At 72.6% G+C, this 25,533-nt stretch carries 21 protein-coding genes and 1 pseudogene; 13 read left to right on the forward strand and 9 right to left on the reverse strand.

The window, feature by feature from the left end; all coding sequences use genetic code 11:
• Positions 1 to 71: 71 nt before the first annotated feature.
• The gene (locus O7634_RS17850) at positions 72 to 818 is read right to left on the reverse strand and encodes a pyrimidine reductase family protein (RefSeq protein ID WP_278151248.1); all 747 of its coding nucleotides are present in this window, start codon (positions 816 to 818) and stop codon (positions 72 to 74) included.
• Between the two features lie 150 nt (positions 819 to 968).
• On the opposite strand from O7634_RS17850, the gene O7634_RS17855 reads away from it, so the two are divergent.
• From O7634_RS17855 to O7634_RS17880, 6 genes are all read left to right on the forward strand, one after another.
• A complete protein-coding gene (locus O7634_RS17855) occupies positions 969 to 1,532 on the forward strand; it encodes a plasmid pRiA4b ORF-3 family protein (RefSeq protein WP_278151249.1) in 564 nt (187 codons plus the stop codon).
• A gap of 267 nt (positions 1,533 to 1,799) precedes the next feature.
• Positions 1,800 to 3,089, forward strand: coding sequence for an extracellular solute-binding protein (locus O7634_RS17860; RefSeq protein WP_278151250.1), 1,290 nt, complete (start codon positions 1,800 to 1,802; stop codon positions 3,087 to 3,089).
• Positions 3,090 to 3,203: 114 nt separating this feature from the next.
• Positions 3,204 to 4,175 carry a sugar ABC transporter permease gene (locus tag O7634_RS17865; RefSeq protein ID WP_278151251.1) on the forward strand — a complete coding sequence of 324 codons (972 nt, stop codon included), beginning with the start codon at positions 3,204 to 3,206 and terminating at the stop codon, positions 4,173 to 4,175.
• Positions 4,176 to 4,185: 10 nt separating this feature from the next.
• Positions 4,186 to 5,028, forward strand: coding sequence for a carbohydrate ABC transporter permease (locus O7634_RS17870; RefSeq protein WP_278151252.1), 843 nt, complete (start codon positions 4,186 to 4,188; stop codon positions 5,026 to 5,028).
• The gene (locus O7634_RS17875) at positions 5,025 to 6,446 is read left to right on the forward strand and encodes a GH1 family beta-glucosidase (protein WP_278151253.1); all 1,422 of its coding nucleotides are present in this window, start codon (positions 5,025 to 5,027) and stop codon (positions 6,444 to 6,446) included. The genes O7634_RS17870 and O7634_RS17875 overlap by 4 nt, the downstream gene beginning before the upstream one ends.
• Positions 6,447 to 6,528: 82 nt before the next feature.
• Entirely contained in the window at positions 6,529 to 7,575 is a 1,047-nt protein-coding gene (locus O7634_RS17880; protein ID WP_278151254.1) for a LacI family DNA-binding transcriptional regulator, read from the forward strand.
• A gap of 793 nt (positions 7,576 to 8,368) precedes the next feature.
• Here the strand turns inward: O7634_RS17880 and O7634_RS17885 are convergent.
• Positions 8,369 to 9,589, reverse strand: a complete 1,221-nt coding sequence (locus O7634_RS17885; RefSeq protein ID WP_278151255.1) for an acyl-CoA dehydrogenase family protein — start codon at positions 9,587 to 9,589, stop codon at positions 8,369 to 8,371.
• Positions 9,589 to 10,668, reverse strand: a complete 1,080-nt coding sequence (locus tag O7634_RS17890; protein ID WP_278151256.1) for a phosphotransferase family protein — start codon at positions 10,666 to 10,668, stop codon at positions 9,589 to 9,591. The genes O7634_RS17885 and O7634_RS17890 overlap by 1 nt, the downstream gene beginning before the upstream one ends.
• Positions 10,669 to 10,819: 151 nt before the next feature.
• Between O7634_RS17890 and O7634_RS17895 the strand changes: the two genes are divergently transcribed.
• The 3 genes and pseudogenes from O7634_RS17895 (at position 10,820) to O7634_RS17905 (ending at position 15,335) form a co-directional block, all read left to right on the forward strand.
• The gene (locus O7634_RS17895; protein ID WP_278151257.1) at positions 10,820 to 11,518 is read left to right on the forward strand and encodes an amino acid-binding protein; all 699 of its coding nucleotides are present in this window, start codon (positions 10,820 to 10,822) and stop codon (positions 11,516 to 11,518) included.
• 108 nt (positions 11,519 to 11,626) lie between these two features.
• Positions 11,627 to 12,139: pseudogene (locus tag O7634_RS17900) on the forward strand (ACT domain-containing protein); the annotation flags it as partial.
• Positions 12,140 to 12,440: 301 nt separating this feature from the next.
• Complete coding sequence (locus tag O7634_RS17905; RefSeq protein WP_278151258.1) at positions 12,441 to 15,335, forward strand: glycoside hydrolase family 9 protein; 2,895 nt, start codon at positions 12,441 to 12,443, stop codon at positions 15,333 to 15,335.
• Positions 15,336 to 15,404: 69 nt separating this feature from the next.
• Here the strand turns inward: O7634_RS17905 and O7634_RS17910 are convergent, their stop codons facing one another.
• The 4 genes from O7634_RS17910 to bioB all read right to left on the reverse strand — a co-directional run bounded on the left by O7634_RS17910 (position 15,405) and on the right by bioB (position 19,326).
• A complete protein-coding gene (locus O7634_RS17910) occupies positions 15,405 to 17,516 on the reverse strand; it encodes an acyltransferase family protein (RefSeq protein ID WP_278151259.1) in 2,112 nt (703 codons plus the stop codon).
• A gap of 107 nt (positions 17,517 to 17,623) precedes the next feature.
• Positions 17,624 to 18,130: a GNAT family protein gene (locus tag O7634_RS17915; protein ID WP_278151260.1), complete on the reverse strand. Its 507-nt coding sequence runs from the start codon at positions 18,128 to 18,130 to the stop codon at positions 17,624 to 17,626.
• A gap of 3 nt (positions 18,131 to 18,133) precedes the next feature.
• On the reverse strand, positions 18,134 to 18,325 hold the full coding sequence (locus O7634_RS17920; protein ID WP_278151261.1) for a hypothetical protein: 192 nt from the start codon (positions 18,323 to 18,325) through the stop codon (positions 18,134 to 18,136).
• A gap of 5 nt (positions 18,326 to 18,330) precedes the next feature.
• Positions 18,331 to 19,326: a biotin synthase BioB gene (bioB, locus tag O7634_RS17925; RefSeq protein ID WP_278151262.1), complete on the reverse strand. Its 996-nt coding sequence runs from the start codon at positions 19,324 to 19,326 to the stop codon at positions 18,331 to 18,333.
• A 216-nt stretch (positions 19,327 to 19,542) separates the two neighbouring features.
• On the opposite strand from bioB, the gene O7634_RS17930 reads away from it, so the two are divergent.
• From O7634_RS17930 to O7634_RS17945, 4 genes are all read left to right on the forward strand, one after another.
• On the forward strand, positions 19,543 to 20,679 hold the full coding sequence (locus O7634_RS17930) for an 8-amino-7-oxononanoate synthase (protein ID WP_278151263.1): 1,137 nt from the start codon (positions 19,543 to 19,545) through the stop codon (positions 20,677 to 20,679).
• A 76-nt stretch (positions 20,680 to 20,755) separates the two neighbouring features.
• On the forward strand, positions 20,756 to 21,460 hold the full coding sequence (bioD, locus tag O7634_RS17935) for a dethiobiotin synthase (protein WP_278154003.1): 705 nt from the start codon (positions 20,756 to 20,758) through the stop codon (positions 21,458 to 21,460).
• A 54-nt stretch (positions 21,461 to 21,514) separates the two neighbouring features.
• The gene (locus O7634_RS17940; protein WP_278151264.1) at positions 21,515 to 23,068 is read left to right on the forward strand and encodes a histidine kinase; all 1,554 of its coding nucleotides are present in this window, start codon (positions 21,515 to 21,517) and stop codon (positions 23,066 to 23,068) included.
• A gap of 11 nt (positions 23,069 to 23,079) precedes the next feature.
• A complete protein-coding gene (locus O7634_RS17945; protein ID WP_278154004.1) occupies positions 23,080 to 23,745 on the forward strand; it encodes a response regulator transcription factor in 666 nt (221 codons plus the stop codon).
• Positions 23,746 to 23,785: 40 nt separating this feature from the next.
• On the opposite strand, the gene O7634_RS17950 is transcribed toward O7634_RS17945, so the two are convergent.
• A complete protein-coding gene (locus tag O7634_RS17950) occupies positions 23,786 to 24,556 on the reverse strand; it encodes an ABC transporter permease subunit (RefSeq protein ID WP_278151265.1) in 771 nt (256 codons plus the stop codon).
• Positions 24,553 to 25,476: an ATP-binding cassette domain-containing protein gene (locus tag O7634_RS17955; protein WP_278151266.1), complete on the reverse strand. Its 924-nt coding sequence runs from the start codon at positions 25,474 to 25,476 to the stop codon at positions 24,553 to 24,555. Before O7634_RS17955 ends, O7634_RS17950 begins: the two co-directional genes overlap by 4 nt.
• Positions 25,477 to 25,533: the final 57 nt, after the last annotated feature.

Here is a 25,533-nt window from a genome sequence, read left to right on the forward strand (position 1 = left end):
ACGCGACGCGGCGGAGGACACCAGACGCCGTCACACCGGCGACGGTGGGTGTGCGGCCGGACGACCGCCGGTCACCGACGGGCGTGGCGGAGCAGGAGCACGCCGTCGTCGGCGGCGAGCACGTGTCGCAGCGGCAGGTGTCGGGGCGGCGCCTCGGCTCCGCTGGTGATCCGTCCCGGGCCGGGGCCGGCGAGCAGCGGCGCGACGGTGAGGCACAACTCGTCCACCAGGTCGGCGGCGGTGAGCGCGCCGAACAGTTGCGGGCCACCCTCACAGAGCAGCTGGGTCAGCCCACGCCGGTGCAGCTCGGCGAGGCCGGCGGCCAGGTCGATGCGCTCGCTGTCGCCGCGTACCAGGTCGGCGACGTCGACCAGGCCGGGCGGTGGCTCGGCCTCGGCGTGGGTGAGCACGATCGGGCGGGTCGGAGCGTCGGCGAAGGCGGCCTGCGCCGGGTCCAGGTCGAGCGAGCCGGAGACGACCACGAGCGTCGGATACTCGGCCAGGCCGTGCTCGCGCCGCCAGGCGCGGCGGCGCTCGTCGAGGCGGATCGCCCGGTACCCCTCGTGGCGCAGCGTTCCGGCGGCCACCACCAGAGCGTCGCAGACCATCCGGAGCAGGCCGAACACCCGCTTGTCCGGCTCGCCGGAGAGCCCGGCGGAGTAGCCGTCCACGGTGACCGCGCCGTCCAGGCTGGCGACGAAGTTGACCCGCAGGCGGGGGCCGTCGGCACGGCCGTAGAGCGCGGTCAGCTCGGCGTCGTCAAGCGGCTCCGTCGACGGCTGCGGCCAGAGCCGCCGGATCGGGATTCCGACGTTCATTCGCCGGCCGGACCGGTGACCGGAGGGGTCGGTTGGGCGGTACGGTGCTGGCAGTCGCACCAGTTCCGGCCCGGGCAGTCGTCGTGTCGCCGGGCCCGGCACGCTCGGCAGATCATGCTCGCAGCCTAAGCCGCGGGAGGGTAGGACAGCATGCCGCGTCAGATCTTCCAGCTGAAGATGTCCCTCGCCGGCGTCCGCCCGCCGGTGTGGCGGCGGGTGCTCGTGCCGGCCGGCTACACGCTCGACCGCCTGCACCGGGTGGTGCAGCACGCCATGGGCTGGCGGGACTGCCACCTGCACTCGTTCGAGATCGACGCCGTGCAGTACGGCGAACCGGATCCGGACGGCGAGTTGGCGCTGCACGACGAGTTGGACGTCCGGCTGGACGCGGTGCTCGGCAAGGGCAGCCGGTTCTCCTACACGTACGACTTCGGCGACTGGTGGGAGCACGACCTGGTCGTGGAGGACGCGCTGACCGCCGACCCCGACGAGCGGTACCCGGTCTGTCTGGCCGGTGAGCGCGCCTGCCCGCCGGAGGGTGTCGGCGGGCCGCCGGGTTACCAGGCGCTGCTGGTGGCCCTGGACGGCCGGACCGGCGTCCCGGACCTCGACGAGCCACGGCACGCGCTGCTCCTCGACTGGGCCGGCCCGACCTTCGACCCGTCCCGCTTCGACCCCGACGGCGCCACCACGCTCCTGCGGCGCTTCTGCTGACTCCGGCGCCCCGCCGTCGCCGGTCGGGGGAGTGGCGTCGGGTACGCCGTCAATTCCCTTGATCACCAGGTCGGGGCGGTGGACGTCATCGGCGGTAACGATCTGGGAACGCTCCCATCGTCCTATTGACACTCCCGTTACCCGCCGGCAATCTCATGGGAGCGCTCCCGAGGTGGCGTGGGTCACGCAGAGATCCCCCGACCCGGAGCGATCGGCAACCCCCCACCACACACATCCAGCCTCACCACCGAAAAGAGGGGTCAGCGAATGAGTGTCACCACGCGGCGTACCCGCCTGGCGGCCGCTGCCCTGGCCGCGATCACCGCAATCGGCGGTCTCGCGGCCTGCGGCAACGACGACGACAAGCCGGCGGCCGGCGAGAAGCCGGCCAAGCTGGTCGTCGACACCTTCGGCGAATTCGGCTACGAAGAGCTCGTCAAGCAGTACGAGAAGGACACCGGCATCAAGGTCGAGCTGCGCAAGACCGCGCAGCTCGCCGAGTACCGGCCGAAGCTTGTCCGCTACCTCGCCACCGGCAAGGGCGCGGCGGACGTCACCGCCCTGGAAGAGGGCATCCTCAACGAGTTCAAGGCCAACCCGCGCAACTGGGCCGACCTCAACCCGCTGGTGGCCGACCACTCGAAGGAATACCTGCCCTGGAAGTGGGAGCTGGGCAAGGCGCCGGACGGCCGGCTGATCGGCCTGCCGACCGACGTCGGCAGCCTCGCCGTCTGCTACCGCAAGGACCTGTTCCAGGCGGCCGGCCTGCCCACCGAGCGCGACCAGGTGTCGGCGCTCTGGCCGGACTGGAAGGGCTTCCACGACGCCGGTCTGAAGTACAAGCAGGGCAGCGGCGGCAAGGCGTTCATCGACTCGATCACCGCCGTCTCCAACGGCGTGATGTTCCAGGGCAACGGTGATCTGTTCTACGACAAGGAGAACAACATCATCGCGGACACCAGCCCCGCGGTGAAGAACGCCTGGGACACCGCCACCTCGATGGTGGACATCTCCGCCAAGGCGTCCACCTGGTCGCCGGAGTGGTCGGGTGGCTTCAAGCAGGGCACCTTCGCGGCCACCTTCTGCCCGTCCTGGATGCTCGGCATCGTGTCGGAGAACTCCGGCGCGGCCAACAAGGGCAAGTGGGATGTCGCGTCCGTGCCGGGTGGCGGCGGTAACTGGGGTGGCTCCTGGCTCGCGGTTCCGGAGCAGAGCAAGTACCCGAAGGAGGCGGCGAAGCTCGCCGAGTTCCTGACCAGCGCCAAGAGCCAGGTGGAGGCCTTCAAGGCCAAGGGCCCGCTGCCCACCCACCTGGAGGCGCTGAAGAACGAGGCGTTCACCAGCTACACCAACGAGTACTTCAGCAACGCGCCGACCGGCAAGATCTTCGGGGAGAGCGTCGCCAAGATCCAGCCGACCTACCTGGGCCCGAAGCACCAGGCGGTCAAGGAGAACGCGCTCGAGCCGGCCCTGCGGGCGTTCGAGAGCGGGCAGGCCGACAAGGCGAAGGCCTGGGAGCAGTTCACGAAGGACGCAAAGACTCAGGGTGCCTTCTGAGTGATTCTCCGCCGGTGGCGTTCGGGACTCGACTTCCCGGACGCCACCGGCCGGTCCCCTCCGCGTAGCGCCCTGCGCGAGGGCCCCCGGGCCTCGCCGGAAAAGGAAATTCGTATGAGCCTGTCGGCCACGACGGCGCCGCCGTCGCCAGCAGCACCGCACTCCCCGGACGTCTCGCCCCGGCATCGCCGGCAGCGGTCCCTCAACCGCCTCGACATGAAGTTCTCGCCGTACCTCTACATCGCGCCGTTCTTCGTGATCTTCGGCGCGTTCGGGCTGTACCCGATGGTGCGTACCGCCTGGATGTCCCTGCACGACTGGGACATGATCGGCGACCACTCGTTCATCGGCTTCGACAACTACACCCGGTTGTTCTCCGACGAGTACTTCTGGAACGCGCTGGTCAACACGTTGGGCATCTTCGCCCTGTCGACCATTCCGCAGCTGTTGCTCGCCCTCTTCCTGGCGAACCTGCTCAACCGGACCTTCCTGCGCGCCAAGACCTTCTTCCGGATGGCCATCTTCATGCCGAACGTGGTGTCGGTGGCCGCTGTCGCGATCGTCTTCGGGATGCTGTTCCAGCGGGAGTTCGGCCTGTTCAACTGGCTGCTCGGCCTCGTCGGTGTCGACCCTGTCGACTGGGACTCGCAGCGGTGGAGCTCGTGGTTCGCCATCTCCTCGATGGTCAACTGGCGGTGGACCGGCTACAACACGCTGATCCTGCTCGCCGGCATGCAGGCGATCCCGAAGGACCTCTACGAGGCCGCGGCCATCGACGGCGCCAGCCAGTGGCGGCAGTTCTGGCAGATCACCCTGCCGATGCTCAAGCCCACCTTCATCTTCGTGGTCATCCTGTCCACGATCGGCGGGATGCAGCTCTTCACCGAGCCGCTGCTCTTCGGCAACGGCAACATCATCGGCGGCAACCAGCGGGAGTTCCAGACGCTGGCCATGTACATGTACGAGATGGGCATCTCGAACCTCAACACCGCCGGCTACGGAGCCGCGGTCGCCTGGGCGATCTTCATGATCATTGTCGTGGTGTCGCTGTTCAACTTCCTACTCGTCCGCCGCTCGGCGAAGTGAGGAGAGATCGATGATCTCGGCTTCCCAGCGCCTGTGGCGCACCAGCCCGCTCACCTACGTGGCGCTCGTCCTGGCCGCGCTGCTGTCGATCTACCCGTTCTACTACATGATGGTGATCGGCACCCGCAGCCTGGAGTCCATCAACGACGTGCCGCCGCCGCTCACCCCGGGCGGAGCGTTCGGCGACAACTTCGGGCGGGTGCTCGACAACGACGCCGCCAACTTCCTCACCGGCATGCTGAACTCGATCATCGTCTCGTCGGTGGTCACCCTGTCGGTGGTGCTCACCGGTTCGCTGGCCGGGTTCGCCTTCGCCAAACTGCGGTTCCGGGGCAGCAACGCCCTCCTGCTGGCGATCATCGTCACCATGATGATCCCGACCCAGATGGGGCTCATCCCGCTCTGGGGCATGATGCAGGACCTGGGGTGGTACGACACCCTCTACGCGGTCACGGTGCCGTTCCTGGTCAGCGCCTTCGGCGTGTTCATGATGCGGCAGTACGCCAGCCAGGCCATCTCCGACGAGCTGATCGAGGCCGGTCGCGTCGACGGGGCCAGCACGTTCCGGATCTACTGGAACATCGTGCTGCCCGCGCTGCGTCCCGCCGCCGGCGTCCTCGGTCTGCTGACCTTCATGGAGACCTGGAACTCGTTCCTCTGGCCGTACGCCATCCTCACCCCGGAGAACCCGACCCTTCAGGTCTCGCTCTCCTTCCTCTCCTACGCCTACTACACCGACTACTCCCAGGTGTTCGCCGCCACGGCGATCGGAACCATCCCCCTGGTGCTCGTTTTCCTCGTGTTCGGCCGCCAGATCATCGGCGGGATCATGGAAGGTGCCGTCAAGTCGTGAGCAACCCCGCCAGCCCACCCGCCGTCGACGTCCTCGACGAGCGGCCCGGGCTGACCTTTCCACCCGGATTCCTGTGGGGGGCCGCGACGGCGGCGTACCAGATCGAGGGGGCCGCGGCCGTGGACGGTCGCACCCCGTCGATCTGGGACACCTTCAGCCACACCGACGGTCGGGTCGTCGCCGGGCACACCGGCGACGTGGCCTGCGACCACTACCACCGGCTGGGCGACGACGTCGCGCTGATGGCCGAGCTTGGCCTGAAGTCGTACCGTTTCTCGGTCTCCTGGTCGCGGGTGCAGCCCGGCGGCACCGGCGCGGCCAACCCGCAGGGCCTGGACTTCTACCGGCGACTCGTCGACGAGCTGCTGGCCAACGGCATCGAGCCGTGGCTGACGCTCTACCACTGGGACCTCCCGCAACCCCTGGAGGACGCCGGCGGCTGGCCGGCCCGGGACACCGCGGCCCGCTTCGCCGACTACACCGAGCTGGTGGCCGACGCGCTCGGTGACCGGGTGCGCTACTGGACCACGCTGAACGAGCCGTGGTGCTCCGCGTTCCTCGGTTACGGGTCCGGCGTGCACGCCCCCGGCCGCACCGACGGGGCGGACGCGGTACGCGCCGGGCACCACCTGATGCTCGGGCACGGCCTGGCCGTGCAGGCGTTGCGGGCCATCCGGCCGACCGCCGAGGTGGGGGTGACCGTCAACCTCTACCCGGTCGACCCGGCCAGCGACACCGCCGCCGACGCCGACGCGGCCCGACGGATCGACGGGCTGGCCAACCGGTTCTTCCTGGACCCGCTGCTGCGCGGGTCGTACCCGGAGGACCTGGTCGCCGACCTGCGCCCGGTCACCGACTTCACGCACGTGCGCGACGGCGACCTGGCGACCATCTCCACCCCGCTGGACCTGGTCGGCATCAACTACTACAGCCGGCACGTGGTCGCCGCGCCGACCGACGGCGGGCAGGTCGACCCGGGGCCCTCGTGCTGGCCGGGTAGCGAGGACGTCCGGTTCGTCACCCGAGGTGTCCCGGTCACCGACATGGGCTGGGAGATCGACGCTCCGGGCCTGGTCGAGACGTTGCGCCGGGTGCACGGATACACCGATCTACCCCTGTACGTCACCGAGAACGGCTCCGCGTTCGTCGACGAGGTGGTCGACGGTGAGGTCGACGACGTCGACCGGTTGGCCTTCTTCGAGGCACACCTGCGTACCGCGCACGAGGCGATCGACGCCGGGGTGCCCCTGCGGGGATACTTTGCCTGGTCGCTGATGGATAATTTCGAATGGGCCTGGGGTTACACCAAGCGCTTCGGCATGATCCATGTCGACTACGACAGCCAGGTCCGTACCCTCAAGTCCAGCGCCAAGTGGTACGCCTCGGTGATCCGGCGCAATGGTCTGGCCGCACAATAGGCTCGGGCCAGCCATCAGGACGGTCCTGGTGTCCACCTCACGCAGGTGGCGCCGGGTCCGCCCGCCGTCGGAGGAGCAGACGATGACAACGCAGCGCACCCGGTCGCTCGGGCGCCCGACCCTCGACGCGGTCGCGGCGCGTGCCGGCGTCGGCCGGGGCACCGTCTCCCGCGTGGTCAACGGCTCACCGCAGGTCAGTCCGGAGGCCCGGGCCGCGGTCCAACAGGCCATCGCCGAGCTGGGGTACGTGCCGAACCGGGCCGCCCGCGCGCTGGTCACCCAACGGACCGACTCCGTCGCGCTCGTGGTCTCCGAGTCCGGCGAGCGGGTCTTCACCGAACCGTTCTTCGCCGCGATCGTACGGGGCATCAGCTCCGGGCTGCTGGAAACCCCGATGCAGCTCTGGTTGGCCATGGCACAGTCGCCGGTCGAGCGGGAACGGGTCGAGCACCACCTGACCAACCAGCACGTCGACGGCGTACTGCTGCTGTCGTTGCACGACTCCGACCCGCTGCCGACCCTGCTGGAGGAGCGCGGCCTGCCCGCGGTGCTCGGCGGCCGGCCGGCCCGGATGCTGCAACCCGGCGCCCAACCGGCGTGGTTCGTCGACGTGGACAACGCCGGCGGGGCCCGGCAGGCGGTGGAATACCTGGCCACCCAGGGCCGGCGGCGCATCGCCACCATCGCCGGCACGCAGGACATGGGCGTCGGCCTGGCCCGGTTGGCCGGTTACACCGAGGCCATCAAGGCCACCGGGGTCGGCGTCAACCCCGACCTGATCGCGTACGGCGACTTCAGCGAGGGCAGCGGTGCCGCCGCCATGGGCCGGCTGCTGGAGGCCTGCCCGGACCTGGACGCGGTCTTCGTCGCGTCCGACCTGATGGCGTTCGGGGCGCTGCGGACCCTGCGCGAGGCCGGCCGGCGGGTGCCGGAGGACGTCGCGGTGATCGGCTTCGACGACGCGACGATCGCCGTGCAGGCGGACCCGCCTCTGACCACGGTCTTCCAGCCGGTGGAGGAGATGGGCCGACAGATGGCCCGCCTGCTGGTCGCCCGCATCCGCGGTGAGGACCTCCCCGCCCCGCACGTGGTGCTGGACACCCAGCTCATCCACCGCGCCTCCGCCTAACCCAACCCCCGCCGCCTGCCCCCCCGGCGGCCTGGCCCCGGCTGGCCCGCCCCCGGCTGGCCTGGCCCCGGCTGGCCTGGCCCCGGCTGGCCTGGCCCCGGCTGGCCTGGCCCCGGCTGGCCTGGCCCCGGCTGGCCTGGCCCCGGCTGGCCTGGCCCCGTTGATCATGAAGTTATTACCACTCGTGTCGGCGTGTCGCGACAACAACTTCATGATCAACCGGAGTGGCGCGGGTTTCTGTGCCTGACCTGCGCCAAGATCGTGCTACATCCTGGTTGTAGTGGCCTCCGGCCGCCGGGTTACCACTACAACCAGGATGTTGCGCGACCGTGGGGGCGTGGGGGCGTGGGGGCGTGAGGGCGTGAGGGCGAGGTGCAGGCCGCCGAGGCCGGGCACGTCAGGCGCGGTCCATCGGGGTCCGGCTCGCCCTTGCCACGTCCGTGCCGGCTCGCCCTTGCCACGTCCGTGCCGGCTCGCCCTTGGCACGTCCGTGCCGGCTCGCCCTTGGCACGTCCGTGCCGGCTCGCCCTTGGCACGTCCGTGCCGGCTCGGTCTGTGTCCGTGCCGGCTCGGTCTGTGTCTGTGCCGGCTCCATCGCCTCCGTCGGGGCTCGGTCGCGTCCGTCCCCGCTCGGCGACGTCCGTCCGGGTTCGGCTCGGCCGTGCCCGGTTCATGGCCGGGTCGGCCATGCCGGTTCGTGGCCGGCTGGTGGCCGCCGCAGGTCAGGTTGCCCGCCGGAAGAAATGGTGGCCGGGTCCGGGGTGGGCGCGGGTGGTGGGGAGAGGGCTGGTTCTCAGGTCGGAGTGGGCAGCCAGCGGCGTAGTTCGCGCTTGGCCAGGGAGTTGCGGTGGACCTCGTCGGGACCGTCGGCCAGGCGTAGGGTGCGCGCCTGCGTCCAGAGGGCGGCCAGGGGGGTGTCCTGGCTGACGCCGGCCCCGCCGTACCCCTGGATGGCCTTGTCGATCACCCACTCCGCCATGGCCGGTGTGCCGATCTTGATGGCCTGGATCTCGGTGTGCGCGCCCTTGTTGCCGACGGTGTCCATCAGCCAGGCCGTCTTGAGCACCAGCAGCCGGGCCTGCTCGATGCGGACCCGGGACTCGGCGATCCACTCCCGGACCACGCCCTGCTCGGCGAGGGGCCGGCCGAAGGCGACCCGCCCGAGCGCCCGCTTGCAGAGCAACTCCAGTGCCCGCTCAGCCATCCCGATCAACCGCATGCAGTGGTGGATCCGGCCCGGCCCGAGGCGGGCCTGCGCGATGGCGAAGCCGGCGCCCTCGGCGCCGATCAGGTTCTCCGCCGGCACCCGGACGTCGGTGAAGTCGATCTCGGCGTGCCCGCCGTGGGAACCGTCGGTGTAGCCGAAGACGGTCATCCCGCGCCGTACGTGCACGCCGGGGGTGTCCCGGGGGACCAGCACCATGCTCTGCTGGCGGTGCCGCTCGGCGCCCGGGTCGGTCTTGCCCATCACGATGAAGATCTCGCAGCGGGGGTCCATCGCGCCGGACGACCACCACTTGCGACCGTTGATCACGAACTCGTCGCCGTCGCGGGTGATCCGGGTGGCGACGTTCGTGGCGTCGGAGGAGGCGACGTCCGGCTCGGTCATGCAGAACGCGGACCGGATCTGCCCCTCCAGCAGCGGCATGAGCCAGCGCTCGCGCTGCGCGTCGGAGCCGAACTCGGCCAGCAGCTCCATGTTGCCGGTGTCCGGCGCGGCGCAGTTGAGCGCCTCCGGCGCCAGGTGGGGGCTGCGTCCGGTCAGCTCGGCCAGGGGCGCGTACTGGAGGTTGGTCAGGCCGGCGCCGTAGCGCCGGTCGGGCAGGAACAGGTTCCACAGGCCGCGCTTGCGGGCCTCCGCCTTCAGCTCGGCCAACACCGGGGTACGCGACCAGGGGTCCCCGGCGGCCACCTGCTCGGCGTGTACGGCCTCGGCCGGGTGGACGTGTTCGGTGAGGAACCGGGTCAGCTCGTCGCGCAGCTCCTCGGTCCGACTGTCGTAGGCGAAGTCCATCACCGCTCCCTGGCGGCGGTCAGCCCGTGCGCGACCAGCGGTGCCACCATCTCGCCGATCCGGTCGAAGCCCTCGCCGAGCGTCTGCCCGAGCGTGTGCCGGTAGTGGATGCCCTCACAGATGACGGCGAGCTTGAAGCAGCCGAGCGCCACGTGCCAGTGCAGCGGCCCGACGTCCACGTCGCTGCGTCCGGCGTACCTTTCGATCAGTTCGGCGCCGCTGGGGAAGCCGGCCCGCGGGCCGAGCCCGTCGGCGACCGGATTGCCGTCGGCGGTGTCGCTGCCGCCCAGCACGTCCCAGTAGGTCAGCAGCAGGCCCAGGTCGGCCAGGGGGTCACCGAGGGTGGCCATCTCCCAGTCGAGCACCGCGTGGACGGCCACCGGGTCGGCCGAGGCGAGGAGATTGTCCAGCCGGTAGTCGCCGTGCACGATCCGGCCCGCGTTCGCGCCCTCCGGCGCGGTCGCGGCGAGGAGGTCCCGCAACTCCTCGATGCCGGGCAGCGGGCGGCTGCGCGAGCGGTCGAGCTGCCCTGCCCAGCGACGGACCTGTCGGGCCAGGTAGCCCTCGGGGCGGCCGAAGTCGCCGAGCCCGACCGCTGACGGTTCGACGCGGTGCAGCGCGGCGAGCGTGTCCATCATCGCCATCGCGAGGGCGCGGCGGCGCTCGTCGCCCAGCGGGTCGGTCTGCGCGCGGGTGCGGAACACCTCGCCGGGCATCCGTTCCATGAGGTAGAACGGCGCGCCGATCACCTCGGGGTCGGCGCAGAGCAGCAGCGCGCCCGGGACCGGCACCTCGGTCGGCGCCAGAGCCGAGATGACCCGGAACTCGCGGGCCATGTCGTGCGCGGTGGCGAGCACGTGCCCCAGCGGTGGGCGGCGCAGCACGACCTCGCGGTCGCCGAGGCGCAGCAGGTAGGTGAGGTTGGACTTGCCGCCGGCGATCAGCTCGGCGCGCGGCGGCCCGACCGCCAGCTCGGGCCGGTGCCGCGCCAGGTAGGCGTGCAGGCGGTCGAGTGCGACCCCGGCGGGAGGGTCGGGGACGGCCGCCGGCCGCGACACGTCGACGGCCGGATCGCTCATCCGACTAGTTGATGGCAGCCCGCTCACGTTGTCAAGGTCAGATTTTGCCCTCGGGACATGCCTCTGCAACAGGGACGAAATGGTCAACTACCAGGCTGAGTCCAGCCTGCCGGCCGCTCTTTCCGCCGGCCCGCCGAGCGGAGGGACAGACATGTTGCTGCGAGTTCGGGTCACCCTGCCGGACCGTCCGGGCACGCTCGGGCAGGTCGCCCGGACGCTGGGCATCTCCGGGGCGGACATCGTCCAGGTGGTGGTCCTCGAACGGCTCGGCGGGCGTGCGGTCGACGATTTCACTGTGGTCTGGCCGGGCGCGGGGCGGGTGGAGCGGCTGCTGGCCGGTCTCGCGGCGATACCGGGCGTGCGGGTGGACGGCGTGTGGCGGGCGATCGGCGCGCCCACCACCACCGGGCAGGACGCGGAGCTGCTGGCCCAGGTGGCCGCCAACCCGGCCGACGGGTTGGCCACCCTTGTCGACGCGGTGCCCGGTCTGCTCGCCGCCGACTGGGCGGTGGCCGCCGTGGTGCCCGTCGACTGGGCGTCCAACGGGGGCGGCGGGGCCACCGTGGGGCACGCGAGCTGGCGCGCGCCCGTACCCCCGCGGTTGCCGGAGGTGACCCCGCTGCGCGGTCGGTCGATGACCATGCCCGACGGCACCCACCACGCGATCGCGCCGTTCGGCCGGGCGGGCCTGGTGCTGGTCGCGGCCCGGGAGCACAACGAGACCCTGTCGGCGGCGGCGTTCCACAGCACCGAGGTGGACCGGCTCACCCAGCTCGTCCGGGCCTGCGCGGTGATCCTCGGTGACCGGCTGGACCTGGTCGGCGCGCCACCGGTGGTCACCGGCCCGTGAGCGGTCGCCGACCCGTGGCCGGCCCGAGGAGTTTCCCGGGCGACACGGCCGGGCAACCGGGCGGCAACAGGCGGCGGTGAGGCTCGTACCCTGGGAAGGGAGCCAACCATGGCGTTGTGGCGGATCCGGGCGACTGTGGACGACCGGCCGGGGTACCTGTCGGTCCTGACGGCGAGCCTCGCGCTGCGCGGGGTCAACATCCTGACCGTGCAGGTGCAGCCCACCGAGCAGGGCGCGGTGGACGACTTCCTGGTCGACGCGCCGGACGCGCTGGACGAGGCCGAGCTGGTCGCGGCCGTCGAGCGGGGGCGGGGTCGGGACTGCTGGGTGGCGCGCAGCGAGGCGCGCGGGCTGGTCGACCAGCCCGCCCGGATGCTCGCGCTGGCCAACCGCCTGGTGCGGGACCCGGACGCGACGGCCGAGGTGTTGCAGGCGCTGCTCGGCGCCGACGTCGTTAGCTGGCGGCCGGCGGCGGCCGAGGTACGACTGGGCATCGACGGCACCAGCATGGTGCTGGCCGACCCGGCGGGCGGTTCGTTCGCGCTGCGCCGGGCCGCGCCCGACTTCACCCCGGCGGAGTACGCGCGGGCGCAGGCCCTGGTCGAGCTGGCGGCCACCGTCGACGCGCGGCGCTGTCGCAGTCACGTCGAGGGCGCCTGCGGGGCGCCGGACGCGTAGCCCGACTTCCCGCGCCCGTCGCGGGTGGCGGGCTGGCCGGTGCGGTAGGGGCGGTTGCCCGACCAGGTTCGACGAGCGGGCTTCCCAAGCGTTGGCGGGGCCATTACATTGTCGGTTATCCATGGGAGCGCTTCCATGACTCCCGTGGACACACCGCCACCCCGCTGTCGCCGGTGGCCGAGCCGCCCGCACGCCGTCCCGCGTCGGTGCGACCGCCGGCGGCGCCTCCGACAGGAGTCCGCCAATGCGCCACCTGACCTGGCCGTCCAGCGGTCACCCCGGTCGGTCACCGGTCGCCGACCAGCCCTGGCCCCGACGGTTGCTGTCGGCCGGCGTCGCACTGCTGACGGGCCTCTCGCTCGCGGTCGTCGCGCCGCCGCCCCTGCCGGCCGCCGCGGCCACCTACAACTACGCCGAGGCGTTGCAGAAGTCGCTGCTCTTCTACGAGGCGCAGCAGTCCGGCGAGCTGCCGGACTGGAACCGGGTCTCCTGGCGCGGCGACAGCGCGCTCACCGACGGCGCCGGCACGGGTGTGGACCTCACCGGCGGCTGGTACGACGCCGGCGACCACGTCAAGTTCGGCTTCCCGATGGCGTTCAGCGCCACGATGCTCGCCTGGGGCGCGGTGGAGTACCGCAGTGGCTACGCCTCCTCCGGGCAGCTCCCGCACCTGCTCAACAACCTGCGCTTCGTCAACGACTACTTCATCAAGGCGCACCCGTCGCCGAACGTCCTCTACGGGCAGGTCGGCAAGGGCGACGACGACCACAAGTGGTGGGGTCCGGCCGAGGTGATGCCGATGGCGCGGCCCGCGTACAAGATCGATGCGAGCTGTGGCGGCGCGGACCTGGCGGGGGAGACGGCGGCGGCGATGGCCGCCTCCTCGATGGTGTTCCGGCCCACCGACGCGACCTACGCCGACCGGCTGCTCACCCACGCGCGCCAGCTCTACACCTTCGCCGACACGGTGCGGAAGTCCTACCACGAGTGCATCACCGACGCGACCAGCTTCTACCGGTCCTGGAGCGGCTGGCAGGACGAGCTGGTCTGGGGCGCGATCTGGTTGTACCGGGCCACCGGCGACGCCAGCTACCTGGCCAAGGCCGAGAGCGAGTACGACAAGCTCGGCACCGAGAACCAGAGCACCACCCGCTCCTACAAGTGGACCATCGCCTGGGACAACAAGCAGTTCGGGGCGTACGTGCTGCTGGCGAACCTGACCGGCAAGCAGAAGTACGTCGACGACGCCAACCGGTGGTTGGACTACTGGACCGTCGGGGTGAACGGGCAGCGGGTTCCGTATTCTCCGGGCGGGATGGCGGTGCTCGACTCCTGGGGCGCGCTGCGCTACGCGGCCAACACCTCCTTCGCCGCGCTGGTCTACAGCGACAAGACCACCGACACCACCCGCAAGGCGCGTTACCACGACTTCGCCGTCCGGCAGATCAACTACGCGCTCGGCGACAACCCGCGCAACTCCAGCTACGTGATCGGGTTCGGCGCCAACCCCCCGCGCAACCCGCACCACCGCACCGCGCACGGCTCCTGGTGGGACAGCCAGACGGTGCCCGTGGAGACCCGGCACACCCTGTACGGCGCGCTGGTCGGCGGACCGTCCTCGGCCAACGACGCGTACAGCGACAGCCGGTCGGACTACGTGATGAACGAGGTGGCGACCGACTACAACGCCGGCTTCACGTCCGCGCTGGTGCGGCTCTACTCCGAGTACGGCGGCACGCCGCTGGCGAACTTCCCGGTCGCCGAGACGCCGGACATCGACGAGATGACGGTGGAGACCACTGTGGCCCAGGCCGAGCCGCGGGCCACCGGGCTCAAGGTGATGGTCTACAACAAGTCGGCGTTCCCGGCCCGCGCGCTGACCAACGGGAAGTTCCGGTACTACTTCCGGCCCGACGGCACCGGTCCGGTGCAGGTCACCCCCGGCTACACCCAGGGCTGCCCGTCCCCGACCACCGCCAAGCAGTTCAGCGGCGACATCTGGTACGTCGAGGTGGACTGCACCGGCTACACGATCGCCCCGGCCGGCCAGTCGCAGCACCGGATGGAGGTCCAGTTCAAGATCGGTGTGCCGGAGGGCGGCACCTGGAACCCCACGAACGACCCGTCGTACCAGGCCACCGCCGGGCCCAACCGCAAGGTGCCGCTCTACGCCGGTAGCACCCGGATCTGGGGCGAGGAGCCGGGGCCGGTGGTGCCGGACACCACGGCGCCGACCGTCCCGGGCACCCCTGCCGCGTCCGCCGTCACGTCGAGCGGGCTCACGCTGACCTGGGCGGCGTCCACCGACACGGGCGGCAGCGGCCTGGCCGGCTACGAGATCACCCAGTCGCAGACGGGCAGCGACGCGCTGGTGCTGCGGACCGCCACCACCAACACGCTCGCGGTGACCGGGCTGGTGCCGGAGCGGACGTACCAGTTCACGGTGCGGGCCCTCGACGGCGCCGGCAACCGGTCCGCGTCGTCGGCTGCCCTCAGCGTCACCACGCCGGCCGGACCGGCACCGGACACCACCGCGCCGACCGCGCCCGGCACCCCGGTCGCCTCGGCGGTCACCGCCACCGGGCTCACGCTGAGCTGGGCCGCGTCGACCGACAACGTCGGCGTCACCGGCTACCGTGTCTACCGGGAGGCCGGCGCCACCGACGCGCTGGTGGGCTCACCGACCGGCACCACCGTCGCGGTGTCCGGGCTGACCGCCTCGACCGCGTACCAGTTCTACGTGGTGGCGGTGGACGCGGCGGGCAACACCTCCGCGGCGTCCGCGCCGGTCGCGGTGACCACCGCGGCCCCGCCGGTCGGCGGCGCCTGCTCGGTGGGGTACGCCAGCACCGACTGGAGCACCGGCTTCACCGCCAACGTCTCGATCACCAACACCGGCACCACGGCGATCAACGGCTGGACGCTGCGGTTCAGCTTCGCCAACGGGCAGACGGTCAGCCAGGGCTGGTCGGCGACGGTGACCCAGAGCGGCGCGGCGGTCACCGCCACGAACCTGTCCTACAACGGCACGATCGCGCCGGGCGCGACGGTGAGCTTCGGCTTCAACGGCACGCACGGCGGCACCAACCCGAAGCCGACGGCCTTCACCGTCAACAACACCGCCTGCACGGTGGCCTGAGCCGCCGGCTGGGGTCTTGGACAGTTCCCGTCCCCGCCGGACGGGAACTGTCCAGGCTCCGCGGGCGGTTCACGGGAGGTGTTCTGCCGCCAGTTGACGCAACACTTCGTGCAGCCGGGGGGCCAGAGCGCGGGCGTACGTGGCGGTCAGGTGGTGCGCGTCGCGGTAGACGAGCACCCCGTCGAGCACCGCGGGACACCGTTCGGTGGGGCAGATGTCGGCGTTGAGATCGGCGAGGCGGACGGCGGGTAGCGCGGCGGCGGCGCGTTCCTGGGGGATGCCCCAGGTGAGCGCGCGTTCCCGGGGCTGCGCGCAGGCACTGAGCCGCTCCCGGTTGGCCGAGGCGCACTCGGCCATGTCCACCTGGAACGCCGGGGTGTCCCGGATGACGACAAGCGGCAGGCCGGCCCCGCTCACCTCGGCCCAGGTCCGCGACAACGCCGCAGTCTGGGCGTCCGTCGTCGCCGTCCCGGGCGCCGGTGTGCTGCCGTCGACGAGCGGGATCTGGGTAACGCTGGAGACGATGAGCAGCCGGGGACGCCGCTCGCCGGTGAGAGCCGTCCGCAACCGGCGGTTCCACTCCGTACAGCTGTGGTCCGGCCGCCCGGCGACGCTGATCGGCGTGCTCAGGAAGGAGCAGGCCGTCTTGATGTAGGTGACCAGCCGCCAGCCCCGCTCGGCCGCGATGACCTGGAGGGCCGGTACCCAGTGCGCCGCGTGGGAGTCGCCGGCCAGCGCCACCTCGACCGACGAGTCCCGGTCGCCGTAGACGCAGCTGCGCAGGCTCGCGTCCGAGGCCTGGGTGACGCAGTCGTCGCGGTAGACGTCGGCGACGTCGTCGCGGGCGTGCAGCGGGTCGGGGGTGATGCGGGCCGGACTGTCCACCGGCACCGCGCCCGCCGGGGCGGCCTCGACGGGTGGGGCCGGCGGCCGGACCGCCAGGTGCAGTCCGATTCCGGCGCAGGCGGTGAGGCTGGTGGCGACCAACCCCAGGCGCAGGACACGGGCCCGGGACAGCCGCGCGTACCGGAAGGGGTTCTCCACCAGGCGGTAGGTCAGCACCGCCGGGACCGCCGAACAGACAATCATGGCGAGTCCGGCGGTCGTGTCCAGCGGGCCCCAGCGCGCTTCCGCCACCACCAGCAGCGGCCAGTGCCACAGGTACCACGAGTACGACGCGGCCCCGACCGCCCGTGTCGGCCGCCTGTTGAGCAGCAGGGCCGGTCCGTACCGTCCGGCGCCGGGCCCGGCCGCGATGATCGCGACGGCGCCGAGGGTGGGCGCCAGCGCCAGGTAGCCGGGGTAGGCCGCAGTCTCCGGCCGGATCAGCATCGCGCTGAGGGCGACAGCGGCCATACCGGCCCAGCCGAGCGCGATCGCGGCCGGACGCGGCAGCCGGGACAGGCGTCCACCCAGGATCGCCAGCGCGCCGCCCAACGCCAGTTCCCACCCGCGGGTGGTGGTGACGAGGTACGCCCGCGCGGGTTCGGTCTGACTCAGGTGGATCGACCAGGCCAGCGACGGGATGCCGACCATCGCGAGGGCGGCGAGCAGGGGCGCGGACAGCCTGTCGTCGAGGAACCGTCCGCGGTGCCGGCCCGGCCGCCCGGGCGAGGTCGTGCGCCGGATGCCCGGGGACGTACGCCGGGCGACACCGAGGGCGACGACGAGCAGGAGCAGCGGCCACACCAGGTAGAACTGCTCCTCCACGGCCAGCGACCAGTAGTGCTGGAGGATGCTGGGCGCCTGCTCGGAACGCAGGTAGTCGGTGGACTGCTCGACCAGCCGCCAGTTCATCGCGTAGCCGGCGCTGGCCAGCGCGTCCAGGGCGGTCCCGGCCCAGCGGATCGGGGGCAGGAACAGGTAGGTGAGCAGGAGGCTCGCCACTAGGACGACGGTGGCGGCCGGCAGGAGCCGTTTGGCGCGTCGGGCGTAGAAGTCGACGACGCGGATCCGGCCGGTCCGGCGGATCTCGTCGACGAGGAGGCCGGTGATCAGGAAACCGGAGATGACGAAGAAGACGTCGACGGCGACGAAGCCGGCGGGAAGCGCGGGGATGCCGGCGTGCCCGACCAGCACCAGCACCAGGGCGAGGCCCCGCAGCCCTTCGATGTCGCCACGGAACCGGCCGGCGAGAACCGGGCCGGCGCTCCTGACTGGTCCGGCCGTCGGCACGCTCATCAACGCACGATAAGCGCGACTTGTCCGTTATGGGGGGGATGTGGCCAACGGTAGTGCCACTCGCGTCCGGCGCGTTGCGCTGGGGCCCGGGACTGCTACGAGCGGGCTCACTCCACCAGGTCGTCGGCGAGCAGGTCCATCAGCAGGCCGTCGTGCCAACGCCCGTCCGCGCCGCGCTCGTAGCGGCGCAGCACCCCGACCGGCCGGAAACCCGCCTTCGCGTACGCCCTGATGGCGGCGCTGTTCGCGGCGGCCGGGTCGATGGTGAAGCGGTGGTGACCGTACTCGTCGATCAGGTGCCGGGCCAGGGTGCGGATCGCGTCCACACCCAGACCGACCCCGCGCTCCGCCGGATCGAGGAAGACGTCCAGGCTCGCGTGCCGGTAGTCCGGGTCCGACTCGGCGTACCACTGGATCGCGCCGATCACCCGGCCGTCGTGCTCGATCGCGTAGACGTGCAGGTCGACGTCGGCCAGGTCGGCGTGGACGGAGTCGGACAGGTCGTCGCCGCCGCGCCACCACCGGCGTACCTCCGGGTCGGCCCGGATGGCCGCGAGGGCCGGCACGTCCGCGACCGTCGCCGGCCGCAGGGTCACCGCCCGCCCCCGCAGCACGGCTCAGCCCCGGCTCTCGCCGTGCTCGACGCAGACGGCCGACCAGCCCACCGGCAGCACCTGGACCTTCATCCGACGTCGGCACCGGGGGCAGAAGCGGGGCGGCTCCAACTCACGGGCCGACGCGCAGGCCGGGTGCGCGGTGGCCGTCGTCGGCTCACCGCACCTGTCACACCACAGGTCCGTCGTCGTCATCGTCGTCACAGCGTGGCAGACAGCGCCTTGACCGGCATCTTCAATTCCTCCAGCAGGTCGAGGTCGGCGGTCGCCGGTCGACCCAGTGTGGTCAGGTAGTTGCCGACGATCACCGCGTTGATGCCGCCGAGCAGCCCGTCGCGGGTGCCCAGGTCACCGAGGGTGATCTCGCGTCCGCCGGCGTACCGCAGGATGGTGCGCGGCATGGCCAGCCGGAACGCGGCGATGGCGCGCAGCGCGTCCTTGCCCTCGACCACCGGACGGTCACCGAGCGGGGTGCCGGGACGCGGATTGAGGAAGTTGAGCGGCACCTCGTGCGGGGCCAGCTCGGCGAGCTGCGCGGCGAACTCGGCCCGCTGCTCGACGGTCTCGCCGAGACCGAGGATGCCGCCGCAGCACACCTCCATGCCGGAGTCGCGGACCATCCGCAGCGTCTCCCAGCGCTCCTCCCAGGAGTGCGTGGTGACCACGTTCGGGAAGTACGACCGGCAGGTCTCCAGGTTGTGGTTGTAGCGGTGCACGCCCATGTCGACGAGGTCGTCGACCTGCTCCTGGGTGAGCATGCCCAGTGAGGCGGCGACCTGGATGTCGACCTCGGCCTTGATGGCGGCGACGCCCTCGCGCATCTGCTTCATGAGCCGGGCGTCCGGGCCGCGTACCGCCGCGACGATGCAGAACTCGGTGGCGCCGGTCTTGGCGGTCTGCTTCGCCGCCTCGACCAGCGACGGGATGTCCAGCCAGACCGAACGCACCGGGGAGGTGAACAGGCCCGACTGGGAGCAGAAGTGGCAGTCCTCCGGGCAGCCGCCGGTCTTGAGCGAGACGATCCCCTCGACCTCGACCTCCGGGCCGCACCAGCGCATCCGCACCTCGTGGGCGAGTTGCAGGGCGGCGGGCAGGTGCTCGTCGGGCAGATTCAACACGGCGAGAATGCCGGCCTGGTCGAGGCCGACACCGTCACCCAGGACCTGGGTCCGGGCCTGGTCGAGGATCTCTGGCATGGCTCGTACCCTACTAGGCCCGTTCCGGACCTCCAGGTCGAGCCGTCGCGGGCCGGCCAGGGGCTCCAGGGCAGGCCTGGGCGCCCCGATCAGCCGCAACGGCCTGGCAGCCCGGGTGCCGGCGGCCGACTGGATTCGTCGGGCCGGTGGTGGCGGGTGGTAATTTCGCCCGGCGGGTGTCGGGTCGACCGGCAGGGACTCGGTGGAGGGGTGACGGTGGCGGACTGGCTGGCGGCGCTCGACCGCCGCGCGCAGCTGCGGGCGAAGGCCGGGCTCACCCGGCGACTGCACCCGCGCCCCGCCGATGACCAGATGATCGATCTGGCCGGCAACGACTACCTCGGCCTGGCCGCCCACCCGGAGGTCACCGCCGCGGCCACCGCGGCCCTCTCGGCGTACGGGCTGGGGGCGACCGGGTCGCGTCTGGTGCGCGGCTCCACCGACGCGCACCACGCGCTGGAGGACGAGCTGGCCCGCTGGCTGGGCACCGATCGCGCGCTCGTCTTCTCCAGCGGATACCTGGCCAACCTCGGCGCGCTGCGGGCCCTCGTCCAGCCCCGGACACTGCTCGTCAGCGACGCGCACAACCACGCGTCCCTGATCGACGGCTGTCGCATCTCCGGCGCGGAGACGGTGGTCACCCGGCACGCCGACGTGGACGCTGTCGCCGCCGCGCTCGCTGCCGCTCCGGGCCGACCGGCGGTGGTGGTGACCGAGTCGGTCTTCTCGGTCGACGGTGACCTCGCTCCGCTGGCCCGGCTGCACGCGGTGGCCCGCCGCCACGGCGCGTTGCTGCTCGTCGACGACGCGCACGCGCTGGGAGTGGTCGGCCCGTCCGGCGCGGGCGCGGTGGCCGCCGCCGGTCTGGCCGGCGAGCCCGACGTGGTGATCACCGCCACCCTGTCGAAGGCGCTCGGTGGCGCGGGTGGCGTCGTCGCCGGCCCGGCCGAGTTCGTCAGGCACCTGGTCGAGACCGGGCGCACGTTCATCTTCGATACGGCGCTGCCACCGGCGGTAGCGGCCGGCGTGCACGCGGCGCTGCGGCTGGCGCGAGCCGGCGACGACACGCGCGCGGAGCTGTCCGACCGGGCGGCGGTGGCGGTCGCCCGGCTGCGGGCGGCCGGGCTGACCGTGTCCGCCCCGGACGCGGCGGTGGTGTCGGTGACCGCCCCCGGGCCGGAGGCGGCGAGCGCCTGGGCCGCGGACTGCCGGGACCGGGGCGTCGCGGTGGGCTGCTTCCGGCCCCCGTCCACCCCGGACACCCGCTCCCGCCTGCGGCTCACGATCAGCGCAGGAGTGCACCGCGCCGAGTTCGAGCGGGCCCTGGACGTCGTCGTGGAGTGTGCACCGTGAGCGCGAGGAGTGAGCCGGGTTTGCGAGCCCCGCAGTCGCGAACAGAGGTGGCACCGTGAGTGGTTGGCAGGGGCCGGTGTTGGTCACCGGCACGGACACCGAGGTCGGTAAGACGGTGGCGACCGCGGCGATCGCGGCCGCGGCGCAGGCCGCCGGGTTGCGGGTGGCGGTCATCAAACCGGGCCAGACCGGTACGGCCGGCGGGGAGCCCGGCGACGTGGACGCCGTCAACCGGCTGGCCGCCCCGCTGACCGGTCGGACGCTGGCCAGCTTCCCGGACCCGCTCGCCCCGCTGGCCGCCGCCCGGGTCGCCGACCTGCCACCGCTGGAGTTGTACGCGGCGGTGGACGCGGTGCGCGAGGAAACCGACAAGCACGACCTGGTGCTGGTCGAGGGCGCGGGTGGGCTGCTCGTGCCGATGGGGCTGCGCCCGTCCGGGGAGCCGTGGACGATGGCCGACCTGGCGGTGTCGCTCGGCGCGCCCGCCGTGGTGGTGGCCCGCGCCGGGCTGGGCACGCTCAACCACACCGCGCTGACCCTGGAGGCGCTGGACCGGCGGGCGGTGCCGGCCGGCGTGGTGATCGGCGCCTGGCCGGCCCGGCCGGAGCTGGTGCACTGGACGAACCTCACCGACCTGGTGCCGAACCTGCTCGGCGCGTTGCCCGACGGCGCCGGCGCCATGGACCCGGGCGTGTTCCGGCGCTCCGCGCCCGGGTGGCTCACCCCGGCTCTGCACGGGGTGCTCGACGACTGGCGGGTCTGGGCCGAGGAGAGCGGCTGAACACCTGACTTTCGTCGGTGTCCGCCCAGGTCGGGCGTGGGTAGCCTGACCGCCGTGCGGATCCTCGACTCCGCGCCGCCGGGTCTGTCGGACCGGCGGCGTCGCCTGCTGCTGGACGTGCTGCTCTGGGTGGTGGTCGCCGCCCCGGTCGGCTACGCGGGGGTCAGCCCGCCCTACCCGGGGTACGCGGTTCCGCTGCTGGCCGGCAAGCTGCTGGTGCTCGCCGTGGCGGTGCTGGCGAGTCGGCGGCATCCGCTGGTCGCCGTGGTGCTGGTGCTGCTCGGGCCGCTGGTCGACGGCAACTTCGTGTTCGCCATCCCGGTGTTCAGCTATCTCGCGGGCCGGCGCGGCACCGGCGTCGGCCCGGCGGTGACGGTCTTCCTGCTGGTCGCGGCGGGCGGCACGGCGCTGAACCTGGTGCTGCTCGGCACCGGCGCGGCCACCTGGTTCCTGCTCGCCTCGGTGCTGCTCTTCGCCGCCGTGTTCCCCTGGCTGGTCGGGCGGTACCGGCGTCAGCAGCGGGAGTTGGCCGACGCGGGCCGCCGGCACGTCGAGGCGTTGGTTCGTGAGGAGCGCGGCGCAGCCGAGCGGATCCGGCTGCGGGAGCGGGCGCGGATCGCCGGCGAGATGCACGACTCCCTCGGTCACGACCTGAGCCTGATCGCGCTGCGCGCCGCCGCCCTGGAGGTCGCCGCCGACCTGGACGACCGGCACCGGGTCGCGGCGGGGGAGTTGCGGGCCAGCGTCTCGGCCGCCACCGAGCGGCTGCACGAGATCATCGGGGTGCTCCGGGAGGACTGTGGCGGGTCGCTGCGCCCGAGTGGGGAGACCGTCGCCGACCTGGTCGACGGCGCCCGGGAGGCGGGCCTGGCGGTACGGCTGGACGCCGCCCCGGCGGTCGCCGAGCTGCCGGCGATGACCGGTCACGCGGCGCACCGCGTGGTCCGGGAGGCGTTGACGAACGCGGCCCGGTACGCGCCGGGCGCCGCCGTCGACGTACGCCTGACGCGGGACGGTGACCGGGTCGCGGTGAGCGTGGTCAACGACGCCGCGCCGGCCGGGCCGCTGCCCGGACCACGGTCGCGGGGCAGTGGGCTGCTGGCGCTCGCCGAGCGGGTTCGGCTCGCCGGCGGGACGCTCGACGCCGGTCACCGGCCCGATGGCGGTTTCGCGGTGCGGGCGGTGTTGCCGGCCACCGCGCCGCCGCCGGACGCGATCGAGCCGGGCGCACCTGCCGAGGAGCCGCTCGGTCGCCCGGAGCGGGGGCTGGAGGCCGAGCGGCGGCTGCACGACGCCCGTCGCCGGGTCCGGCGCAGCCTGCTCGTGGCGCTCCTCGCGCCGGCCGGCTTCGCTCTGGTGCTCTCGCTCGTCTACTACCCGGTGGCGACCGCGGGAACGGTGCTGGACCGGGCCACCTTCGAGCGGATGCCCGTCGGTACGGCCCGTGCCGACCTGGCCGGGCTGCCCCGGCGGCAGGTGGAACGCCCGATGTCGGACGACCGGTCGGACTGCGAGTACTACACCGACGGGAACTTCCCCCTCGCGCAGCCGACCTGGCGGCTGTGCTTCACCGATGGTCGGCTGACCAGCAAGGAGTGGATCGCGTAGTGCGCACCGACATGACCGGAGCGGCGCCGGTCCGGGTGGTCCTGGCCGACGACGAGGCGATGATCCGGGCCGGCGTCCGGGCCATCCTCGGCACCGATCCGACAATCGCAGTGGTCGCCGAGGCCGGCGACGGGCACGCGGCGGTGGAGCTGGTCCGTGCCCATCGACCCCGGGTGGCGCTGCTGGACATCCGGATGCCGCGGCTGGACGGGCTCGCCGCCGCCGCCGAGATCCGCCGACTGGCGCCGGACACCGCGACGATCATGCTGACCACGTTCGGCGAGGACGACCACGTGGCCCGGGCGCTCGGGCACGGCGCGAGTGGTTTCCTGCTCAAGGCGGGCGACCCGCGGGAGCTGCTCGCCGGCGTGCACGCGGTCGCCGACGGCGGGGCGTACCTGTCACCGAGGGTGGCCCGTCGGGTCATCGAGCTGGGGGCGGGGCGACTGGCCCGCCGGCCGGCCGCGCGGGACCGGACGGCGGGGCTGACCGAGCGGGAACGCGAGGTGCTGGCGCTGGTCGGGGCGGGGCTGTCGAACGCCGAGATCGCCCGCCGGCTGCACCTGGTGGAGGGCACCGTGAAGAGCTACCTCACCAGCATCTTCACCCGGCTGGACGTGCGTAACCGGGTGCAGGCGGCGATCCTCGCGTACGAGGCGGGGCTGGTCGACGGCTGAGCGGGGACCGGCACCCGGCCCCCGCCCAGCCCGCACCCCGCTACGCGTCGCGACGGCGCAGCGCGACCCGGCCCAGCACCAGCGCGGCGGCGGCCCAGCCGGCGAGCAGGAGCAACCCGACCAGGCTCGGGTACGGGTCGGTGTCGCCGAGCATGAAGTGCCGCCCGGCCACACCGGGGAACACGTCGGCGATCCGGTTCAGCACCTCGATGTCCGGCTCCTGGAGGGACAGCGGCACGATCATCAGCGTGGCGAGGAGCACGACGACGGTGAGCACCGCGCTGCGCAGCAGCGCGCCGAGGCCCAGCGCGAGCACACCGATCAGCGCCAGGTAGACGGCGACCCGCACGATGTCGCCGATCGTGCCGGCGGCCGGTGCGCTGCCCCACTCGCCGAGCACCGGCCGGGCGACCAGGGCCCCGACGCCACCGAGCAGCAGGCCGAGGGCGAAGGTGACCGCCGCGGCGACCACCGCCTTGGCCAGCAGCACCCGGCCCCGGGACGGGGTGCACTGCAACGTGGTCCGGATGGTGCCGCTGGTGAACTCGGCGGTGATCGCCAGCAGACCCAGGGCGAGCACCGCGTACTGGGTCAGCTCGACCGAGTCGACCAGCACGCTGCCGAGGGTGACGACGCCCCGGTCGTCGGTCGGGTCGTCGTTGGTGTTCGCGTTGGCGACGTAGATCGCCAGTTGACCGGCGCTCGCGGCCATCACCAGCAGCCCGGCCAGCGCCGTCCACCAGCTGCTGCGGACCGAGGTGAGCTTGGTCCACTCGGCGGCCACGACGCCGGGACGCGGAAGTGTCCTCATCGCCGCGCACCCCCGCCCGCGTACTCGACGCTGTCGGCGGTCAGCTCCATGAACGCCTGCTCCAGCGACGCGCCGTGCGCGCTCAGCTCGTGCAGTCGTACCCCCAGCTCGTGGGCCAGGTCCCCGACCCGGTCCGGGCTGGTGCCGGTGACCGTCAGCTCGTCGCGGCCGGCGGCCTGGACGGTCGCGCCGGCGGCGGTGAGACGCGCGGCGAGGCTGGCCAGCCCGTCCGGGTGCGGGCTGCGCACCCGGACCGCGACGGCGCCGCGCGCGACCACCTCGTCCGTCGGCGCGTCGGCGAGCAGCCGTCCCCGGCCGATCACCACGAGCTGGTCGGCGGTGAGCTGCATCTCGCTCATCAGGTGGCTGGAGACGAAGACCGTCCGTCCCTGCTCGGCGAGCGACCGCATCAGCTGCCGCACCCAGCGCACCCCGTCCGGGTCGAGGCCGTTCACCGGCTCGTCGAACATCAGCACCGGCGGGTCGCCGAGCAGCGCGCCGGCGATGCCGAGCCGTTGCCCCATGCCGAGCGAGAGGGTGCGTCCCGGCTTGCCGGCGGCCCGCCCGTCCAGCCCGACGGTGTCCAGCACCTCGTCGACCCGGCGCAGCGGGATGTCGTTGCTCTGCGCCATGGCCCGCAGGTGCGCCCGGCCGGACCGGGACGGGTGGATGGCACGGGCGTCGAGCAGCGCGCCCACCTCGTGCAGCGGTCGGCGCAGCTCCCGGTACGCGCGCCCGCCGACCAGCGCCTGCCCGGAGGTCGGACGGTCCAGGCCGAGGATCATGCGCATGGTGGTGGATTTGCCGGCCCCGTTGGGGCCGAGGAAACCGGTGACCCGTCCGGGTGCGATGTCGACTGTCAACGCGTCGACGGCGACGGTCGACCCGAACCGTTTCGTCAACCCACGTAGTGTGATCATGCGCTGACGCTAGGCGGGGAGTTGGTTGTCGCGTCGCGTTCGAACGGCAGCGGGTGA

This window comes from Micromonospora sp. WMMD1120, from assembly GCF_029626235.1.
In the GTDB taxonomy this organism is placed as follows: domain Bacteria; phylum Actinomycetota; class Actinomycetes; order Mycobacteriales; family Micromonosporaceae; genus Micromonospora.

Excerpts from the sequence above, each read along its gene's own strand:
- O7634_RS17850 (WP_278151248.1), bottom strand. The coding sequence starts at position 818 with ATGAACGTCGGAATCCCGATCCGGCGGCTCTGGCCGCAGCCGTCGACG.
- O7634_RS17855 (WP_278151249.1), top strand. The coding sequence starts at position 969 with ATGCCGCGTCAGATCTTCCAGCTGAAGATGTCCCTCGCCGGCGTCCGC.
- O7634_RS17860 (WP_278151250.1), top strand. The coding sequence starts at position 1,800 with ATGAGTGTCACCACGCGGCGTACCCGCCTGGCGGCCGCTGCCCTGGCC.
- O7634_RS17865 (WP_278151251.1), top strand. The coding sequence starts at position 3,204 with ATGAGCCTGTCGGCCACGACGGCGCCGCCGTCGCCAGCAGCACCGCAC.
- O7634_RS17870 (WP_278151252.1), top strand. The coding sequence starts at position 4,186 with ATGATCTCGGCTTCCCAGCGCCTGTGGCGCACCAGCCCGCTCACCTAC.
- O7634_RS17880 (WP_278151254.1), top strand. The coding sequence starts at position 6,529 with ATGACAACGCAGCGCACCCGGTCGCTCGGGCGCCCGACCCTCGACGCG.
- O7634_RS17885 (WP_278151255.1), bottom strand. The coding sequence starts at position 9,589 with ATGGACTTCGCCTACGACAGTCGGACCGAGGAGCTGCGCGACGAGCTG.
- O7634_RS17890 (WP_278151256.1), bottom strand. The coding sequence starts at position 10,668 with ATGAGCGATCCGGCCGTCGACGTGTCGCGGCCGGCGGCCGTCCCCGAC.
- O7634_RS17895 (WP_278151257.1), top strand. The coding sequence starts at position 10,820 with ATGTTGCTGCGAGTTCGGGTCACCCTGCCGGACCGTCCGGGCACGCTC.
- O7634_RS17905 (WP_278151258.1), top strand. The coding sequence starts at position 12,441 with ATGCGCCACCTGACCTGGCCGTCCAGCGGTCACCCCGGTCGGTCACCG.
- O7634_RS17910 (WP_278151259.1), bottom strand. The coding sequence starts at position 17,516 with ATGAGCGTGCCGACGGCCGGACCAGTCAGGAGCGCCGGCCCGGTTCTC.
- O7634_RS17920 (WP_278151261.1), bottom strand. The coding sequence starts at position 18,325 with ATGACGACGACGGACCTGTGGTGTGACAGGTGCGGTGAGCCGACGACG.
- bioB (WP_278151262.1), bottom strand. The coding sequence starts at position 19,326 with ATGCCAGAGATCCTCGACCAGGCCCGGACCCAGGTCCTGGGTGACGGT.
- O7634_RS17945 (WP_278154004.1), top strand. The coding sequence starts at position 23,080 with ATGACCGGAGCGGCGCCGGTCCGGGTGGTCCTGGCCGACGACGAGGCG.
- O7634_RS17950 (WP_278151265.1), bottom strand. The coding sequence starts at position 24,556 with ATGAGGACACTTCCGCGTCCCGGCGTCGTGGCCGCCGAGTGGACCAAG.
- O7634_RS17955 (WP_278151266.1), bottom strand. The coding sequence starts at position 25,476 with ATGATCACACTACGTGGGTTGACGAAACGGTTCGGGTCGACCGTCGCC.